This is a genomic window from Corynebacterium sp. 401_CJEI (genome assembly GCF_001076435.1).
GTDB lineage: Bacteria > Actinomycetota > Actinomycetes > Mycobacteriales > Mycobacteriaceae > Corynebacterium > Corynebacterium jeikeium_D.
In genome coordinates this window covers 17,004-35,374 of the sequence record NZ_JVIP01000015.1, presented here as the reverse complement: position 1 = coordinate 35,374, position 18,371 = coordinate 17,004, and the positions used below count along the sequence as shown (strand labels likewise).

Below are 18,371 nucleotides of genomic sequence, written 5' to 3'. Positions count from 1 at the left end.
AGGCTAGCTAGAACCAGCGCTCCAGCACACGAGCAACACCGTCATCATCATTGGTGGCGGTGATTTCGTCTGCAATCTCCTTGACGTTGTCAGCCGCATTGCCCATGGCCACACCCGTGCCCGCCCACGACAGCATCTCGATATCGTTCGGCATGTCACCGAAGCAGACCACATCTTTCGCGGTCGCTCCGACCAGTTCAGACACGTATTCCAACCCGGCGCGCTTAGTCACGCCCGGCGCGGACACTTCCAACAGCCCGTCGGGCATGGAGTAGGTCACGTGGGCCAAGCTCGCGTCAATTGCGGGAGCGACCAGCTCATATAGCTGGGCACTGTTCACATCTGAGTTTCGCAGCAAGAGTTTCGTCGCGGGTTCTGACAACACGGCCTCTTCAGCAAGCTCACCGTGCTCATCCGATTCCCACGCATGGTCATAGGACGGCGCCACCACAAAAAGCTCATCGATGGCATCATTCGCCGACGTCCCAGCGCGCTCTGCCGCAATGCCGATTCCACCGATGGATCGCGCCGCTTCGCGCGCATGCTTGACGACGTATCGCAGCGTCTCCGGCTTCAGTGTGTTGGCGGCAACCACTTCATCACGGCCGGAGTCGTAAATTACGGCGCCATTGGCACACACGCACAACGGCTGAACCGGCAGCTGCTCGAGCACTGGTTGCAACCACCGAGCCGGCCTTCCCGTGGCCAGCACCAACGGGGTTCCGCGGCGTAGCATTCGCGTGACGGCCTGTCGCAGGCGGGGAGTTACCCGCTCCCGCGAGTCGATGAACGTCCCGTCAATATCCGAAGCTACGAGTAGTGGATGTAGTCTCTCGGTCACTTCGAACTACTTGCCGTCCTCACTGTTGTCATCTTCACCGTCATCGCAGAACCGGTCGTGCAACAACTGCAGCGTTGCGGCTACTCCCCCATGCTCGACAGTGTCGATTACCCAATCCGCGTTCTTCAGCAGGGACCAGTCCGCATCGGCCGTAACTACCGGCATGCCGACACGCTGTGTGGCTTCCTCAAAGTTCGAGCCACCGGCAAAAAGAATCGCGGTTTCTTCCTTGCGAGCCTGCTTGCGCAGCGTGCTAACCACCGCATTTGTGACGTCCAGTTTGCTGGCGCCCTCCGGGAGTTCCACGACCTGCAGGTCAACCGACTCCAAAGCCGATAGATTCGGCTTATCTCCCGGTTCGTGCAGAACAACGATTGTGGCTCCGGCATCGCCGAGCTGCTGCAAGGCCTTCATGTTTTCTTCGCTGATATTGCCCGCGTCGTCGGCAAGCGATGCGGGGTAATCGAAGATGAACGTCTCCGGCTGAGCGGTGATGAGCCTGTTCAAGCGCTGTGGAAGCTTGTCGCGGATCATCATCGACTGGCCGATAAGACGGTAAACGGTCTGCTGCGTCTGTTCGACACCGGAGGCGGAGGCCTTCTCTAGTTGCACGTACGCTTCGCGGAAGGTCACGCGCATCGAATCCGTGGCAGTACGCACGGACTCCTTGCTCTCCTTAGCACCGGCGACAACATCATCAGCCATCTGTTCCACAGACTGACGGAACTGCGCCAACAAGGCGGTCGTCTGTTCCCTTCGGCGAGCAGACTCCGCGCTCATCGTTTGCGAGGCATCGAGGAACTGCTGCCTGGTCTGATCGCCGAACTCACGCGCACTATCGCCGAATTCACGTGCCGACTCGGCTAGCTTTTCCTTGAATGCGGCCAGATCACCGCGCAAATGACGGATACGCTGACGCTCTTCTTCGACTTTCAGGTCCTCTGCCTGGGCCTCTTCGAAAGTCGGTGCGCCGCCGCCAAGGCGAGCCGGTACCCAGTAGGCGCCCTTCGGCAGGGGACCTTCTTCAGCTGCGTACTCGTCCCAGAGCTGACGGACACCCTGATCCATGATTTCGTGTAGCTTTTCGGTGGCTTCTGCCGGATCGCCCTCCGGGGTCCACGGCGGCAAAACCGTAATATGAATCGGAGTATTGCTGCGGCCGAGATGCTTGGGGTGCCCCTTCGTCCACACGCGCTGGGATCCCACAATCAGCACTGGGATGATGGGCTTGCCGGTGCGCTGCGCCATACGCACCGCACCCGACTTCAGATTCTTGACTTCAAAGCTGCGCGAGATAGTCGACTCCGGAAAGATGCCTACCAACTCGTCGTTTTCCAACTTTGCGCAGGCCTCTTCGAAAGACTTGGAGCCGTCGGTGCGGTCGACCGGAATGTGCTTACAAGCACGCATGATTGGTCCTGCGATCGAATGGTCGAAGACTTCCTTCTTCGCCATAAAACGGACAAAACGGCGGTGCTTGCGGAATGGAAGACCGACATAGGTGAAGTCCATGTATCCGGTGTGGTTAGTAACGAGAACGGCGCCAGAGTCTTTCGGCACGTTTTCCCAGCCCTTAACGGTGAACTTCAAACCTTGGGCAAAGAAGACGGTGCGCGCCAATCCGATAATCGTTAAGTACACAGGATCCTTGAACATGGCCTTTACTCTACAATCTTTCGCACCCCTTAGCGGGGCGATATGTACTGGTATCTGAGACCCATGAATAAATGTCGTTACAGGCCCATATCCATGTGTAAAACCAGGTACATCCCCCTTGCGCGTACTGCGCACCTGTCATACAGTCCCGGTACACCCCATAGTCGCTCTTACCACCCCCGTTATGGGGTGGGCTCCGCTGGTGGGCATTCATTCTAAAAGTAGTAAACCTCTATTAACATACCTATCTACCTGCGGAAAACCAGACAACATTTTGGGGCGGGTTTTCTTGGCTTTTTGACCCATTGTTTATATCTACGTAACCGTAAGTTACCGCTTACAAGTAAGCCGATTTTTGGTAACCTGAGCCGTGAGCCGAGAAATTCTCTTCGACGAAAAATCAACGCCCCCACCGGGAAGGATTGGAAAATGTCGTCCTCTTCATCTCTCGCCCCATCTGCAGTTCTAAATAAGGAACAGCATGAAAAGACCTGGGAGAAATTCGGCACCGAGCAATACGACGTCGTCATTATCGGCGGCGGTTCTGTAGGCGCTGGCGCTGCGCTCGATGCCGCAACCCGTGGTTTGAAGACTGCGGTCATTGAAACTCGTGACTTCGCAGGCGGCACCTCCAGCCGCTCCTCCAAGATGTTCCACGGCGGTCTGCGCTACCTGCAGATGTTGGACTTCCGCCTGGTAGCTGAATCCCTGCGCGAGCGCGAACTGTCCATGTCGCACCTAGCACCGCACCTGGTTAAGCCACTGCGCTTCGTCTTCCCGCTGACCCACCGCGTGTGGGAGCGCCCGTTCATGGCATCGGGCTTCTTCCTTTACGACGTCATGGGTGGCGCCAAGCAGGTTCCGATGCAGAAGCACTACTCCCGCAAGGGCACCCTGAAGCAGGCTCCGGGCCTGAAGGAAGATGCCGTGGTCGGCGGCGTTCGCTACTACGACACCCTGGTTGACGATGCCCGTCACACCATGACTGTCCTGCGCACCGCTGCTCACTTCGGCGCTGACGTCCGCACCTCCACTCAGGTTGTCGACTTCGTGAAGGAAGGCGAGCGCATCGTCGGCGCGAAGCTCCTTGACACCGACACCGGCGCCACCACCACCATCCGCGGCAGCGTTTTCGTCAATGCCACCGGTATTTGGTCCGATGAGATTGAGAAGCTGGCTGGCGTCACGGGCAAGTTCCGCGTCCACACCTCCAAGGGTGTCCACATTGTTATTCCGAAGTCCGCTCTTGAGGGCTCGGTGGCAATGACCTTCGTGACCGAGAAGTCCGTCCTGTTCGTTATCCCGTGGGGTGAATACTGGATTATCGGTACCACCGACACCGACTGGACCATGAACCTGGCCAACCCGGCAGCTACCCGCGCTGACATCGACTACATCCTCGATCACGTCAACGCCAAGGTTCGCCGTCCAATTACTTACGACGACATCGTCGGCGTCTACTCGGGTCTGCGTCCACTGGTGGAAGGCGACTCCGACTCCACCACCAACCTTTCCCGTAACCACGCTGTTGCCCACGTTGCCCCGGGCATGGTTTCCGTCGCAGGCGGTAAGTACACCACCTACCGCGTCATCGGCGCTGACACCATCGACGCTGCAGTCCAGGACGTCCCCCGCAAGGTACCGGAGTCCGTCACTGCAGATGTCCCGCTGCTCGGCGCTGACGGCTACCACGCACTGAACAACCAGAAGCCAGCCCTGGCCAAGCAGTTCGGTATCACCGAGAAGCAGGTCGAGCACCTGCTCAACCGTTACGGCTCCCTCATCTACGAAGTGCTGGCTCCTGCAGCCGAGGATAAGTCTCTGCTCGAGCCGCTAGAGGCTGCCGAACAGTACATGCGCGCTGAGGTTCTCTACGCAGTGACTCACGAAGGCGCAATGCACCTCGACGACATCCTGGAGCGCCGCCTGCGTGTCTCCATGGAGTACGCACACCGCGGTGTCGACAGCGCCCGGGCCACCGCTGAACTGGTTGCCCCAGCTCTGGGTTGGGACAAGGACACGATGGAGAAGGAGATCAAGGTCTTCATCGAGCGTGTCGAAGCAACCCTGGCAGCTGAACGTGAGCTGACTGACAAGGCCGCTAACGAGATTGCTGCTCATGCAGTGGAAACTCGCGCGGATGTCGACGTCAGCCTCGACCGCTAGTTCGCCCCTCCCCTCCGCCGGTGGCCGTACGAGTTAGTGCTCAAATGGCCACCAACGCTGTAGCCACAACGAAATAGGTTTCCCTCTTGGGAAAACGGCTTCGCACTTCAAGGGACTGATGGGGTCGAAATAAAAGTGCCGGCGAAAAATCCGTTCTCGCCGGCATTTCTTATACCCAAAGAATTTACGTTGCAAGATTCATCGTGACCTCGCCCGGTCACGACTCACAGAGAGTTTCTACATCTCATGGAGACAATCACAGGATCCCAGGCATTCCTCTGGGAGTTTTTCGGAACCGCCATTCTAATCCTCCTCGGTAACGGAGTCTGTGCCTCTATCAACCTCCGGACTACTCGCGCAGCAAACGCTGGCTGGCTGGGCATCGCCTTCGGTTGGGGTATGGCCGTTTTCGCTGGCGCATCGATTGCCGACGTATCCGGTGGGCACTTGAACCCTGCGGTAACCGTTGCCCTGGCAATCAAGGGCAGCCTGGCCTGGAGCCTGGTCCCTTACTATGTCGCAGGTCAGCTGTTGGGCGCATTCGTAGGTGCAATCCTGGCATGGGCCGCTTTTAAGCAGCTGTTCGACGCCAATGGTGTCGACGAAAACGGCAACCCAACCAATGCGAATGCCGAAACTGGCGGCAACTTCTTCACCGCGCCGGTTCACCCAAATAACTTTTGGAATGCCGTCACCGAGTTCATCGCGACCTTCGTTCTGCTCGCATTCATCCTGTTCGGCCCAGCCGGCGGCGAACTTGGCCCGCTGACCTACTTCGGTGTCTCGTTCATCATTGTGTCGATTGGTCTTTCCCTTGGTTCCCCGACCGGATACGCCATCAACCCTGTTCGTGACCTCGGCCCGCGTTTGGCCTACGCTTTCGTGCTCCCGATTAAGGGCAAGGGCGATGCGAACTGGGCCTATGCATGGGTTCCGATTGTCGCACCGATGCTGGCAGCCGTGGCTGCAGGCGCTCTTGCCTTTGCCATCGGATAACGGGAATATGAGAGATATCGCACAATAAAATATCGCAAGCCTGAACACTCACATTTACACACAATTTCGCTAGGAGTATCCCCCATGACGCACAGCAAATACGTCCTCGCCATTGACCAGGGAACTACTTCCACCCGCTGCATCATCTTCAACCATGACGCAGAAATCGTCACTGTTGCACAGATGGAACACAAGCAGATTTTCCCGGAAGAGGGCTGGGTCGAGCACGACGCTCAGGAGATTTGGACCAACACTCGTCGAGTAGTCAGCGAAGCTCTCGCCGATGTCGACATTGCTTCCCAGGATATTGATGCCATCGGTATCACCAACCAGCGTGAAACCACTGTCGTCTGGGACAAGAACACTGGTGAACCGGTCTACAATGCCATCGTCTGGCAGGACACCCGCACGAATGAGATCTGCAAGGAACTCATGGGGGATGAAGGCGCTGACCGCTGGCGTGAGACCACGGGCCTACGTATCAACTCCTACCCAGCTGGCCCGAAGGTGCGCTGGATTCTCGACAACGTCGAGGGAGCTCGCGAAAAGGCTGAGGCTGGCGATCTACTCTTCGGCACCATCGATACTTGGCTGCTGTGGAATCTCACCGGTGGTGCAGAGGGCGACAACGGCGAAGACGCAGTTCACGCAACCGACGTCACCAACGCCTCCCGTACTCTCCTGATGGACCTCAAGACCCTCGAGTGGGATGAGGACATTTGCCGTGAAATTGGCATTCCGATGTCGATGCTGCCTGACATCCGACCGTCGGTAGGCGACTTCGGCCGTATCCGCGCCCGCGGTTCTCTTGCGGAGCGACCGATTACTGGCATCCTCGGCGACCAGCAGGCCGCCATGTTCGGCCAGGGCTGCTTCGGCGAGGGCGACACCAAGAACACCTACGGCACTGGGCTGTTCATGCTAATGAATACTGGTGAGAAGCCGAAGTGGTCTGACCACGGACTCATCTCCACCGTCTGCTACCAGGTCGAGGGAGAGAAGCCGGTCTACGCGCTCGAGGGCTCCGTCTCCATGGGCGGCGCACTTGTTCAGTGGCTGCGTGACGAGCTGCAGATGATTCCGAATGCGGCATCCATTGAGAACAAGGCAAAGAGCGTCAAGGATAACGGCGGCGTGTACATCGTGCCGGCCTTCTCCGGTCTTTTTGCTCCTCGTTGGCAGCCGGACGCTCGTGGCGTCATCGTCGGTTTGACCCGTTTCGTCAACCGAAACCACATTGCCCGTGCTGTGCTGGAGGCTGCTGCGTACCAGACCCGCGAGGTCCTCGACGCCATGGTCGCAGAATCCGACACGGACATCACAACGCTGAGCGTTGATGGTGGCATGACCATGAACGAGTTCCTCATGCAGTTCCAGTCCGACATCCTGAATGTCGCTGTCACACGCCCGAACAACATTGAAACCACGGCCCTTGGTGCGGCATACGCTGCGGGCCTTGGCATTGGCTTCTGGTCGAACCTGGATGAGGTCAAGGCTCACATCACGATTGACAAGAAGTGGCGTCCGAAGATGGAGGCCGAAGAGCGCGATCGCCTGTTCCACCAGTGGAACCGTGCCGTTGAGCGCACCTATGGTTGGGTCGAGGATACGGATGCTGAGGAGGCACCGAAGCCTGAATAAGTCCTCGTAAGAGCCGAAAAATAGCCCGGAAAACCTATTCGGTTTTCCGGGCTATTTTTATTATAAATTCAGGGCTTGTTTGTTATAATAAAATTATTATAACTATCATCCACTCCTCGATTGAAAACAGAAAAGAGCAATCATGCGTCGCGCATCAATTTTCACTGCGAGTGTGACCACCGCCCTGACTTTGGCCCTGGCCACCCCGGCAGCATCAGCAGCCCCAACGGACTTCATCAAGAACCCGCTGGAACCAACTCCCGACCCGCAGTCCACTGCAATGGTCGAGCTGCCCACCACCCCGGCACCAACCACTACGGTTGACGGACGCCACGTTACGGTCACCGACGGCTACATGACCTCACAGGATGGCAAGGGCACCCAGATTTACTGGAAGTCCAACACCATCCCGAATGCCAAAGCCACTGTCGTCGTCGTGCATGGCGCTGCAGAACACCTGGGTCGCTACGAGTGGGTAACCGGCAAGCTGCTGAACGCCGGCTACAACGTTTACCGCATTGACCACCGTGGGCACGGCCACTCGGGCCAGGTCGAAGGAACCCCAGTTGCCCGTGGTCATATTGATGATTTCCACTCGCTTGTCGATGACCTGCACATGCTCGTCGAAAAGGCCAAGGCGGAGAACCCGAGCACGAAGACCTTCCTGCTCGGCCACTCCATGGGCGGCCTTGCCGTGGACTTCCACGGCATCAAGTACCCGGGCAGTGTCGATGGCATTGTCGCCAACGGTGGTGGCGCTCTTTTCAACCCCTACGGTGGCACGGACGAGGGCGAAACCATCACCCCAGAGGCCATGACCGATGTCCAGCGCGAGGCGCAGCCGACGATTTACCAGCGCCTGCCATTCCAGGACATGACCACATTCAACACTCGCATGCTCAAGGAAGTGCCGAACCGCACCGAGATGCGCGTGCCATCACTACCCGGCAGCGACTTGATTCAGCTTGGCAACCCGCTGGGTTCTAAGACCTCTTCTTCGCAGGCAGTGCGTGATGAGTACGAAACTGATCCGTACAACAACTCCAAGCTCTCGCTCGGCATGGCTCAGCAGATGGCTTTTGCCGCCACCTACAACGGCACCAACTCCGTCGACTTTGTTGAGCCGACCCTGGTCATGATGGGCGGCCAGGATGAGATTGTGCCGCCGTTCTTCTCGCGCGACTGGTACAACGGCATCTCGTCCACCGACAAGCAGCTGATCGAGTTCGAAGGCCAGTTCCACGAGACCTTCAACGAGCCGGCACAGCACGAGGCCATTGCGACGGCTATTGCCTGGCTTGATGCGCGTATCTAATTGAACGCTAAAAAAGAACCGAGCCACTCCCTAGTAGTTACGAGTTCTTCATAGAGCTAACCCGGTGGAATGAGGGGCGATTGTCTTCTGGCAATTGCCCCTCATTTTCTTTGCCCTGCCCTCTCCGCGCCGTATAAAGCATGCAGTACTTGGCAATACAAACTACTGTGCGTATAGTTGGTATTACAATGTACTAGGTATGAAAAGCATTCTGCCCGGGCAGATTCCTCCATACCGCCGGAAAGAAAGCACAACGCTATGCCCAAACGTCCACAAACACAACTGAAGAAAGGGGTACTTGAGCTCGCCATTCTCAAGCTGATTTCTCGCGAAGAGCTCTATGGCGCGGCACTCGTCGCAAAGCTCAACGTCTACCCCCACCTCAGCGCGCCTGCGGGAACCGTCTACCCCCTGCTCTCGCGGCTGACCGCCAACGGCTTGATTAGCAATCGCTGGGAGGAATCCCCCAAAGGGCCGCCGCGCAAGTACTACTCACTGACAGCCAAAGGAAAGCAAACACTCACGCAACTGCATCAGGACTTCATCGACCTATCCGCCGACATGACCGCACTATTTTCCGAGGAGCCCCAATGAACACCTACCTCACTGCCATTGACCGCAAACTGCGCGAAATCGGCATATCGCACGCACAACGCAAGGCGATCATCGCCGAGCAGGAGAGTCTTCTGCAAGAGCTTAACGACGTCCACGCGGACCTGACCGAAGAGCTGGGAACGGCAACCGACTACGCAAATTGCGTAGCCGAACAAGTTGGTGAACCAAGCACCTTTCGCAGGTACCTCTCCAAACCGCTTCGGGTATTTACCAAAAGCGGTCGCGCTTCCCTGTGGAACATGGACGACCCACGAATCCTCCAACCTCACCTGTTGGGTTTTGGCTGGTCTATCAATTGGGCTGCAGTAGCCACCAAGCTGGGAATTGTCCGACCGGACGATATTGACGGTGAGGTTATCTCTGAAATTCCAGCTCGCGCACTGCAGGCGACCGCTCTTCTCCCCGCGGCCGTGACGGTTGCGCACGGCGTCGCACTGGCTATGTCCTGGAAGCAGTTGCCTGCAGAAGTCCACACCAAATGGAAGCTAAACGGCGAGGCAGTTCAGAAGACAGCACCGAAGGAAACTCTGCTTCTTCCCTTCGTGGTTTCTACGGTCGGAGCTGGATTTTCAGCTGCTTCGCTGCTCAAGGCAGATGACCGCGAAGATACTCTGCGTGTTGCGTCCCTAGGCGCGCTCGCAAGCACAATTGCACCATCTCAGCTGATCGGAGTCCTCACGGAAGAAAACTCCAAGACCAATCCGGCATTAGTCCAAGCTGGTGTTGCCGTGGCATCGGTCGCGGCTTCGGCCGCATGCCTTGCCCTACCTCTCTTCGCCGGGCTGAAGGCTACGTGGAAGAAAGCTGGGGTGGCTTAGATCATGCCGTCGTATGTAATCATTATCGCCGCAATTGTCCAGCTAGTACTGCTGACACTTTCTTTGGTTGTATTGGCCCGCACCCCCGCAAAACGTATCCGCTACTTTCCCAAAACTGCATGGGTGGTCATCGTCATAGTCGTGAACTTCATTGGACCAATTATTTTTCTGACCACTGGGTTCAGCCGCACAGAAACAGTTGACTACCACGAAGAATCACAGGAATCTGCAACTGACATCGTTAACAAAATCTATGCCAACGACTCATCGCACAGCTCAAGGCAGGAATAATGACCGTGCTCGAAGTCACTGACCTACATAAATCCTTTGGTTCAAAGACTGTGCTCGATGGAGTTTCACTCGCACTCGAGCCCGGCGAAATCTATGGTTTTCTCGGACGCAATGGCTCTGGAAAAACTACCGCAATCAGGGCAATTTTAGGACTGACCAGCATCGACTCTGGCGAACTAAAAACTACCGCCAAGCGTGTCGGTTTCCTCCCTGACGTTCCCAGTTACTATCCGTGGATGCGAGCTGACGAATTCCTTAAGTACTGCGGACGCCTCTGCGGACTCCGCGGCGCTGTGCTCGATAACCGAGTTGAGTTACTGCTCAGCCTCGCGAAACTCACAGGACAGTCCCAAAGAGTTATGGATTTTTCTCGAGGAATGCGTCAACGCTTGGGAATTGCACAAGCGCTTATCGACGCTCCCGAGCTACTCATCCTCGATGAACCAACATCGGCACTCGATCCGATTGGGCGATACGACGTTCTCTCTATGATTAAAGCCCTCCGCGGCCAGGCCACAGTGCTTTTTTCCACACATTTACTTAATGATGCGGAGAAGATTTGTGACCGCGTTGGCATTTTGCACGACGGAAAAATCGTCGCAGAGGGGCCTCTGAACCACCTGCTCACCCCCACAAGCGAGAGACTGCATCTAGTGGTTTCCCCAGGCCCACAAGACAAACCTTCAACCTCATCAAGGCTGCAGTCAGCAATCAACCATTCCGGTTGGGTCGTCGAAAGCTCTCAGCCAGAGCACCGCAGCCTCGAAGAAGTATTCATTGCGACTACCGGAAGAGAATAATGACACCTCAAACTACCACCGCACCGTGTAGGACCACTGCATCGCGGACTCATACAGAGGCAGTCTTCCCAGCTTTGTTACGCAAAGATGCAGAAGAGATTTTGCGCACATGGCGACTCCCATTACTAGCTACCGCGGCATTGCTCCTCGCCGTTTCGGGGCCTTTCATTGCCCACTATTTAAAGGAGATTGTCCAGACATTAGGCGGGGCTGAACTCGCTGCCATCGCTGACACCTTACCTAAACCGACGTACAGCACTGCTCATGCTCAATGGATTAAAGATCTCAACCAGGTGTTCCTCCTGGTTGTAGCTATAGTTTCTGGCTCATGTGCAGCAAGCGAGCTCAGCGATGGCTCGTACTTATTTAGTCTGACCCGTCATGTGCCGCGATGGAAATTCATGGTCTCCAAAATTCTTTGCGCGCTGCTTATTCCGGCAACCACAATCGTCATCGCCACAATACTCAACGTTGCCATCACGTTCGCAATCTACGGGGACGTCCAAATTCTGCAAATCTTCTATGCGCTACTTACGTGGTTCGTCGTAATGGCACTTGTCGTGGCTGCCGCATTTCTCGTAGGTGTAGCGTCGTTTTCTCAGGTGGGCGCAGCTGGCGCAGCCGTCGGCACGGGAATGCTCTTACAAGTCTTAAGTACTTGGGCTCCTGCAGATTCATGGAATCCAGCGGGAATCCTGAAACAAGCCGATGCGGTTCTCGCGGGACAAAGTGTTGCTCCGCAGCCGGTGATCACTGGATTATCCATCGCCGTTGTACTTTTCGGCATTGCAATTGCAGTACTGCAGCACAAAGAGCTATAAGTCAACGGCTTTAGCTGAAGGAAATCCGCTTAGACTCTCTCGCGAATTTTCTCCATGCCACATAGAAAACTGGTCTTGACGTGGACAAAACGACCGTCTCGTAGCTCACCGACCCGACCACAACCAGAAACTGATTAAGTTTATGACAGATTCGAACCAAAAATTGGCCGAAAAGTGTCATAAACTTAGGCACTTTCTCTGCAGAACGAGCCCGACCCCACGCCGACCCCATGCCAGCCCCGGCCAACAACCGAGCAACCAGCCCCGAGCCGCGGAACCCGCAGCCCAGGCCCCGAAAACCTACTTAACCGGCTCGAGAACTTCCTTGCCCATCATGAACGGGCGCAGCGCCTCCGGAATCACCACAGAACCATCGGCCTGCTGGTGGTTTTCCAGAATGGCGACCAGCCAACGCGTCGTGGCCAGCGTGCCATTTAGGGTGGCGCAGTACTGAGACTTGCCATCGGCATCGCGGTAGCGGGTCTTCAAACGACGAGCCTGGAAAGTCGTGCAGTTCGAAGTCGAGGTCAACTCGCGGTAGGTGTTCTGCGTCGGCACCCATGCCTCGGTATCGAACTTGCGGGCAGCCGATGCACCCAGGTCACCACCAGCAACATCGATGATGCGGTACGGAACATCGACCGCGGCCAGCATCTCGCGCTCCATGTTCAGCAGCTTCTGGTGCTCTGCCTCCGCCTGCTCCGGCGGACAGTAGGAGAACATCTCCAGCTTGTCGAACTGGTGTACGCGCAGGATACCGCGGGTGTCCTTGCCGTAAGAGCCCGCTTCACGACGGAAACAGGAAGACCAACCAGCGTAGCGACGCGGCCCCTCCGACAGGTCAATAATCTCGTTGGAGTGGTAGCCGGCCAGCGCGACTTCCGAGGTACCGACCAGGTAGAGGTCATCTTCCTGCAGGTAGTAGATCTCATCGGAGTGCGCACCGAGGAAGCCGGTACCCGACATGGTCTCCGGACGAACCAGCACCGGCGGCACCATCAGCTGGAAGCCATTCTGAGTTGCCTTCTGAGCAGCCAGGTTCATCATGGCCAGCTGCAGCATGGCACCGTAGCCGGTCAGGAAGTAGAAGCGGGAACCGGAGACCTTGACGCCGCGCTCCATATCAATAAGACCCAGCGACTCACCGAGGTCCAGGTGGTCCTTAGGCTCAAAGTCGAACTGCGGAATCTCACCGATTTCCTCCAGCACGACAAAGTCATCTTCGCCGCCGGCGGGCGCACCGGTAACGATGTTGCCAATCAGGTACTGCAGGCGCTCGACCTCAGCCTCGGCTTCCTTCTGCTCCGCTTCGGCTGCCTTCACGGCGTCGGAAAGCTCCTTGGCCTTCTCCAGCATGGCCGGGCGCTCTTCCTTCGACGCCTGACCAATCTTCTTGCCGAAGCCCTTCTGCTCCGAACGCAGCGCGTCGGTGGAGGCAATAACCTCACGGCGCTTAGCGTCAGCTTCCAGCAGCTGATCGACCAATGCCGGGTCCTCACCACGGGTGCGCTGGGACTCGCGGGCTACTTCAGGGTTTTCGCGGAGAAATTTGAGATCAATCACGTCACCTAGAGTACCTGGTTTACGTCGGCAAGCAGGCACAAGGCTTGCTAGAGTGCCGCTTCCGCTCCTGAGGCGACCAGCAGCGCGCCGAGGACGAGGAAGATCACGCCGGCGACAGTGTCAATCCACGGCCCTGCCAGCACCATTCGCTTGACGACGGCATCCGTCGACACCACGATTGCGATAAATAGGAAGAAAGCGATTTGGGAGGCGATTAGCACCAGCGTACAAAGCACGAGCGTCCCCACGGATGCGCCTGCGGGAATGAACTGTGAAAGCACTGCCGTGAGGAAGAGAACAATCTTCGGGTTCGACATGTTTGTGAAAAAACCCTGGCGGAACGTCGCCTTCGGTGACCGGAGCGCCTCACTTCCCAAGGCTGGTGCGGCACCGGCGCGCAGTTCGCGGAGGGTATTGATGCCTGCCTTGGCCATACTGATACCCATGTAAATGAGATAACAGCCACCAACGAGCTGGATTACGCCCATCAGCAAAGGATTGGCGGTGATGACAGCTGCGAACCCAAACACTGTGAGGGTCATCCAGATCGTGGCACCAGTACTGATACCCGCAACCGCTGCGATGGCATGCTTTCGGGATTTGGTGGCAAGGCGCAGGATTAAGAAGACGTCAGGCCCTGGTGAGGCCATACCAATAATGTGGACGCCCAGCAGGCTGAGTAGTGCAGTCCAGGTCAAGACTCGGGTCCTCGGGTAGCGAACAAATACCGGACTATTGTAGTGCCTGAAGTTATTGAGCAAACTCGGACCGCAAACTCGGACAGAGCGTTACCTTGTCCACAGGCTCATTGGCGGTGCACAATGGGGTCACTATGGCTGATGACAATATGAACCAGAATCGCGAGCACGCTGCCGCCACAGACACTGACTCCGGTGCAGGTACTGGCGCAGATGCCAGCGCTGGTGCATCCTCCGCAGCCAGCAACGATGCCAACGCTTCCCGTAACTCGCGTGGAAGCTGGGGAATGCGCGCTTTGTCGACGGCAATGCTGGTCGGCGCCGCGGGAATGGCATTCGCGCTGCAAGCGGGAGTCATCGAGCCACCGAGTGGGCCACTTGGGGGCAAGGGCTCGTCGGCAAGCGCGTCATCGTCGACAACGACGACCATCGTTGACAAGGAGACGACGGCGTTCACCAGCGCAACCGCGGGCAACTGTCTGGACTGGAATCTGGCAGAAGATTTGAATGTTTCTGACTTCCGCGTCGTGCCCTGTGAGCAGCCACACGCTTATGAGGTCGCCAAGAAACTGAACCTCGCCGACTACGAGGAACATCCGGGGCAATACGCAAAAACTGCCAACTACCCGACAGCGGACAATTTGGTGGCTCTGCAAAATGGCGTGTGTCGTGACACTGTGACTGAATACCTGGGCGGCCAGTACGATCCGGATGGTCGCTTTATCACTGCGCCAATCATTCCTTCGCCTAGCCAGTGGGAAAAGGGTGACCGAACCTTCCTGTGCGGTATCCAGGTCGTCGATGAAGACGGCAACACGACGCACATGTCCGGGCCTGCGGCCGGGCAGGATCAGTCCCGCGTGTTCGAGGGCGGCCGTTGCGTGACATTGGACGAAAGCGGCGCCATCCGCCAGGTGCCTTGCGTGGAAGATCACCTGATGGAGTCGACGGGAATTGTCAATCTCCGCGACCATTTCGGTGACAACATCCCCACTGACCAGGAGCAAAATGATGTGCTCGCGGAACAGTGTGTGACTCTCGCGCAGAATTACCTCGGCGGTGACGACCCGCTGTATAACTCAACGCTGTTGCCATTTTGGACCTCACTGTCGCAGGAGTCGCTCAATGCTGGCTCGCGCAGTGTGAACTGCTGGTTGATTAAAGACAATGGCCAGGGCGGGTTCTCCACTCTCAACGGCCACGCTAACGAGTCCTTCACTATCGACGGCCAGCCGCCCGTGGCTCCGCCGCCGCGCAATCCGCTGCGGGAGGAGCAGGGTGACGCTGGCGCTGGCGCTGGCACAGGTGACGCCGGTGAGGTCGGTGCCGACGGTACTGGTGCAGAAGCAGGCGCTGTGGATAACGCAGTCGCTCCCGCAGGACAGTAGAACAACTAGACATTGCGAGGCAGCACCATAAATGGTTGACGTTAGCCCGGAGCGGTTCGACGCGCTTGTCGATGAGGCCATCGACCGCATCCCGACGCAGTTTCTCGATCAGCTCGATCAGGTCATCATCCAGGTCCACCCGTATAACCTCGACGAGCCCACACTGCTGGGACTCTACGAGGGGATACCTCTGACCGAGCGTTCTAACAACCACTGGGGTCCGCCTGACCAAATCAGCTTGTATCGCGACATGCTCTGCCGCATCAGCCACACCGAAGAGGAGCTGGTGGAGCAGATTCGGGTCACTCTCCTGCATGAAATCGGGCATTATTTCGGCCTCGAGGAGGAGGATCTGGACCGTCTCGGCTACGGATAAGTGTGTCCCGCCCTGCGAGGTCTCGTTCCTCTCGGCTTCTTCACGGCAGCTTTCTTCCTTGTAACCTTAATAATAATGAGCGACAACTCGAGCGAGAAGCCAGAAATCAGGGTCGGCGATAGGGAGCGCAACGCTGCCATGGAGCGTCTCGGCAATCATTTCGCTGACGGCTACTTGGATATCAATGAGTTTTCCAAGCGCACTGAAGCTGCCGCAGTCGCTAAAACCCGCTCCCAACTACAAACACTCTTCGCAGACCTGCCCGCTGAGTCATCTCCCGAGAGTTCACAGGGCACCCCGGCTAAACCGCAGCACCAAAGTGTCGATCAAGAGCTGCAAACGCTGATGAAAAAAGGCCGCCACCTCAACATTGTTGACTCTGCTGCAGGCATCATCGTATGTGTCTCTATCGTTCTGATGTTTGCGACCAATATCGACAACGCATGGCTCGGCTTCATCGTCGCTGCGGCCGTTGCCCTTATCGGGCGCGCCGCACTGAACATCAATGATGACGAAGAAAAACTCCTCAACGAAATCAACGAAGAGGAATCCAAGCGTCGCACGGAACGCCTACGCTTGGCAGCTCAGAAGCGCCGCGAGATTCAGGAAGGCCAGCAGTAACGGTCGCCGCCCAGCTGCCTGTCTAAGGCAACTCGCTGTCGCCCCAGCGGCGCACATCCCACGTGCCCGGTTCAATGCCAGCACGCTTGCCGACGTCCACAGCGCTCGGAACCAGCTCGATTCGCTCAGTATTGGCAATGCGGTGCCGCAGTGCGTATTCCGGATTCACCCCGGTCAGATACTGCCCAATCAGACGAATAGCCGCGCCGTGGCTGACAATGACGACATCCTTGTTGCCGCCCTCCTTCGACTCCTTGGATTCACCACCTGTCGCTCCTGTCTGCTCCAGCAGCTGCTGTATCGTCGGCAGGTAGCGATTCAGCACGTCAGCACCGGATTCACCGCCGGGAAGGCGGTACTCCAGCTCCCCATTGAGCCACTGGTAGAAGGCGCGCATGTACTCCATGTGCGCATCGCGATCATTGCGCCCCTCCAGGTCACCGGCCTGAACCTCGTGGAGGCCACCCTCATGGCGGATGCGAACAGAAGTCTCTCCCAGGTGGTGCAGACTTGCGACCGCGCCTGCGCCAGTCTGGCGGGCACGCAGGGCATGGGATGTGACGATGTCACCGATTCTGTGCACGTCGGGAAGCAAAAGACGTCCCAGACTGCGCGCCTGCCTCACACCGAGGTCGGTGAGCGGTGCGCCCGGCAATGCGGTATCCAGACGGCGGTTGATGTTGCCGGTGGTCTGCCCGTGGCGGATGAAAATGATGCGCTGGGAATCAACCGGCATGACAGATTCAGGGCGGTCTGGGCGGTCATCGAGGAAAGGCAGCTGTCCAACTGGATTTTCGGGCGCGGCGGGTGTCATGTTTTACCTTCGTCCTTCCTTAAGCGCGTCGACCCACTCAATTGACTGGGAAATATCCGGTGGCGGGGTCATAATGCTGCGCCGACCGCCCTCAGCGACTGGCCAAGACCCCAGATAGCGCAGATCTTCGGCGTATTCGTGCAGTGCCGCGAGAGCCGCGGCAACCTGTGCATCATCAACGTGGCCGTTGCAGTCGATGTAGAAGCGGTAGAGGCCGAAAAGCTCGCGTGTCGGCCGTGACTCGATGCGGGTGAGGTTGACCTGTCGCACTGCGAACTCATTCATGGCACGCATTAGTGTGCCGGGCTGGTTCGGCAGCGTGAAGGAGACCGAGGTGCGGTCGGCGCCGGTGCGCGGCGTCGGCACGCCGGGGCGCCCCACCAGCAGGAAACGGGTGCGGGCACCGCGCACGTCGGCGACCTCAGTAGCCAGCGCCTCCAACCCGAGCAGTTCACCCGCGCGGGCCGGGGCAGCGCAAGCGTCGCGGGTGCCCTCGGCGACCTGGTGGGCCGCCGCCGCATTGGAGCTGGCCTGGTGAACTTCCACGCCCGGAAGGTTGGCGTCCACCCACTGTTTGACCTGCGGATACGCTACGGGATGTGTCGTAAAAGTACGCACCTGTTCCACCGTCGTACCGGGACGGACCAGGATAGAGAACACCACCCCGACCTCGGTTTCGCGGAAAACCTGCAGCTCTGGCCCAGCGGCGAGGGCATCAAAAGTTGGTGTAACGGGACCGTCCACGCTGCTCTCGATAGCCACGCAGGCAAAGTCCGCTTCCCCTCGGCGCACGGCTCCAAGCGCAGCCGCGGGGCTATCCACCGGCACCGCATTGACCGCGGATTCCCCTGCCGGATCAATCTCGCCAGCACGCGCCATGTCCCACAGCGCCTGCTCGGTGAATGTGCCCGCAGGACCCAAATAAGTAACCGTCGTCATAAGCTCAGAGTA

Annotated in this window: 18 protein-coding genes; 12 read left to right on the top strand and 6 right to left on the bottom strand. The window is 57.7% G+C overall.

The window, feature by feature from the left end:
• Positions 1–7: 7 nt before the first annotated feature.
• Together ADM64_RS03510 and ADM64_RS03505 are read right to left on the bottom strand one after the other, a co-directional pair.
• Positions 8–841 (bottom strand): HAD family hydrolase, encoded by an 834-nt coding sequence (locus ADM64_RS03510; RefSeq protein WP_049190951.1) that lies wholly within the window; start codon positions 839–841, stop codon positions 8–10.
• 6 nt (positions 842–847) lie between these two features.
• Complete coding sequence (locus ADM64_RS03505; protein WP_049193146.1) at positions 848–2,497, bottom strand: 1-acyl-sn-glycerol-3-phosphate acyltransferase; 1,650 nt, start codon at positions 2,495–2,497, stop codon at positions 848–850.
• 429 nt (positions 2,498–2,926) lie between these two features.
• Between ADM64_RS03505 and ADM64_RS03500 the strand changes: the two genes are divergently transcribed.
• The 9 genes from ADM64_RS03500 (at position 2,927) to ADM64_RS03460 (ending at position 11,960) form a co-directional block, all read left to right on the top strand.
• Entirely contained in the window at positions 2,927–4,663 is a 1,737-nt protein-coding gene (locus ADM64_RS03500; protein WP_049190947.1) for a glycerol-3-phosphate dehydrogenase/oxidase, read from the top strand.
• A 246-nt stretch (positions 4,664–4,909) separates the two neighbouring features.
• Positions 4,910–5,659, top strand: coding sequence for an MIP/aquaporin family protein (locus ADM64_RS03495; RefSeq protein ID WP_241486324.1), 750 nt, complete (start codon positions 4,910–4,912; stop codon positions 5,657–5,659).
• Between the two features lie 84 nt (positions 5,660–5,743).
• Positions 5,744–7,300 carry a glycerol kinase GlpK gene (gene glpK, locus ADM64_RS03490; RefSeq protein ID WP_048732791.1) on the top strand — a complete coding sequence of 519 codons (1,557 nt, stop codon included), beginning with the start codon at positions 5,744–5,746 and terminating at the stop codon, positions 7,298–7,300.
• A gap of 142 nt (positions 7,301–7,442) precedes the next feature.
• Entirely contained in the window at positions 7,443–8,615 is a 1,173-nt protein-coding gene (locus ADM64_RS03485) for an alpha/beta hydrolase (protein ID WP_048732793.1), read from the top strand.
• A 258-nt stretch (positions 8,616–8,873) separates the two neighbouring features.
• Positions 8,874–9,209, top strand: coding sequence for a PadR family transcriptional regulator (locus tag ADM64_RS03480; RefSeq protein ID WP_049193145.1), 336 nt, complete (start codon positions 8,874–8,876; stop codon positions 9,207–9,209).
• Positions 9,206–10,048, top strand: coding sequence for a DUF5808 domain-containing protein (locus tag ADM64_RS03475; RefSeq protein ID WP_049193143.1), 843 nt, complete (start codon positions 9,206–9,208; stop codon positions 10,046–10,048). The genes ADM64_RS03480 and ADM64_RS03475 overlap by 4 nt, the downstream gene beginning before the upstream one ends.
• A 3-nt stretch (positions 10,049–10,051) precedes the next feature.
• On the top strand, positions 10,052–10,339 hold the full coding sequence (locus ADM64_RS03470) for a PLDc N-terminal domain-containing protein (protein WP_016421661.1): 288 nt from the start codon (positions 10,052–10,054) through the stop codon (positions 10,337–10,339).
• Positions 10,339–11,139 (top strand): ABC transporter ATP-binding protein, encoded by an 801-nt coding sequence (locus ADM64_RS03465; protein ID WP_052317790.1) that lies wholly within the window; start codon positions 10,339–10,341, stop codon positions 11,137–11,139. The genes ADM64_RS03470 and ADM64_RS03465 overlap by 1 nt, the downstream gene beginning before the upstream one ends.
• 74 nt (positions 11,140–11,213) lie before the next feature.
• Positions 11,214–11,960: an ABC transporter permease subunit gene (locus tag ADM64_RS03460; RefSeq protein ID WP_049193142.1), complete on the top strand. Its 747-nt coding sequence runs from the start codon at positions 11,214–11,216 to the stop codon at positions 11,958–11,960.
• A gap of 300 nt (positions 11,961–12,260) precedes the next feature.
• Here the strand turns inward: ADM64_RS03460 and serS are convergent, their stop codons facing one another.
• Both serS and ADM64_RS03450 read right to left on the bottom strand, forming a co-directional pair.
• Entirely contained in the window at positions 12,261–13,523 is a 1,263-nt protein-coding gene (serS, locus tag ADM64_RS03455) for a serine--tRNA ligase (RefSeq protein ID WP_016421664.1), read from the bottom strand.
• 47 nt (positions 13,524–13,570) lie between these two features.
• Positions 13,571–14,221, bottom strand: a complete 651-nt coding sequence (locus ADM64_RS03450; RefSeq protein ID WP_049181857.1) for a LysE family translocator — start codon at positions 14,219–14,221, stop codon at positions 13,571–13,573.
• A gap of 134 nt (positions 14,222–14,355) precedes the next feature.
• Between ADM64_RS03450 and ADM64_RS03445 the strand changes: the two genes are divergently transcribed.
• The 3 genes from ADM64_RS03445 to ADM64_RS03435 all read left to right on the top strand — a co-directional run bounded on the left by ADM64_RS03445 (position 14,356) and on the right by ADM64_RS03435 (position 16,606).
• Positions 14,356–15,609, top strand: coding sequence for a septum formation family protein (locus ADM64_RS03445; RefSeq protein WP_241486323.1), 1,254 nt, complete (start codon positions 14,356–14,358; stop codon positions 15,607–15,609).
• Positions 15,610–15,640: 31 nt separating this feature from the next.
• Positions 15,641–15,985, top strand: coding sequence for a metallopeptidase family protein (locus tag ADM64_RS03440; protein WP_016421667.1), 345 nt, complete (start codon positions 15,641–15,643; stop codon positions 15,983–15,985).
• Between the two features lie 75 nt (positions 15,986–16,060).
• Positions 16,061–16,606: a DUF1707 SHOCT-like domain-containing protein gene (locus ADM64_RS03435; RefSeq protein ID WP_049193141.1), complete on the top strand. Its 546-nt coding sequence runs from the start codon at positions 16,061–16,063 to the stop codon at positions 16,604–16,606.
• A 22-nt stretch (positions 16,607–16,628) separates the two neighbouring features.
• On the opposite strand, the gene ADM64_RS03430 is transcribed toward ADM64_RS03435, so the two are convergent.
• Positions 16,629–17,420: a histidine phosphatase family protein gene (locus ADM64_RS03430; protein WP_049193139.1), complete on the bottom strand. Its 792-nt coding sequence runs from the start codon at positions 17,418–17,420 to the stop codon at positions 16,629–16,631.
• A 3-nt stretch (positions 17,421–17,423) separates the two neighbouring features.
• Complete coding sequence (gene pheA, locus ADM64_RS03425; RefSeq protein WP_049190938.1) at positions 17,424–18,359, bottom strand: prephenate dehydratase; 936 nt, start codon at positions 18,357–18,359, stop codon at positions 17,424–17,426.
• Positions 18,360–18,371 lie beyond the last annotated feature (12 nt).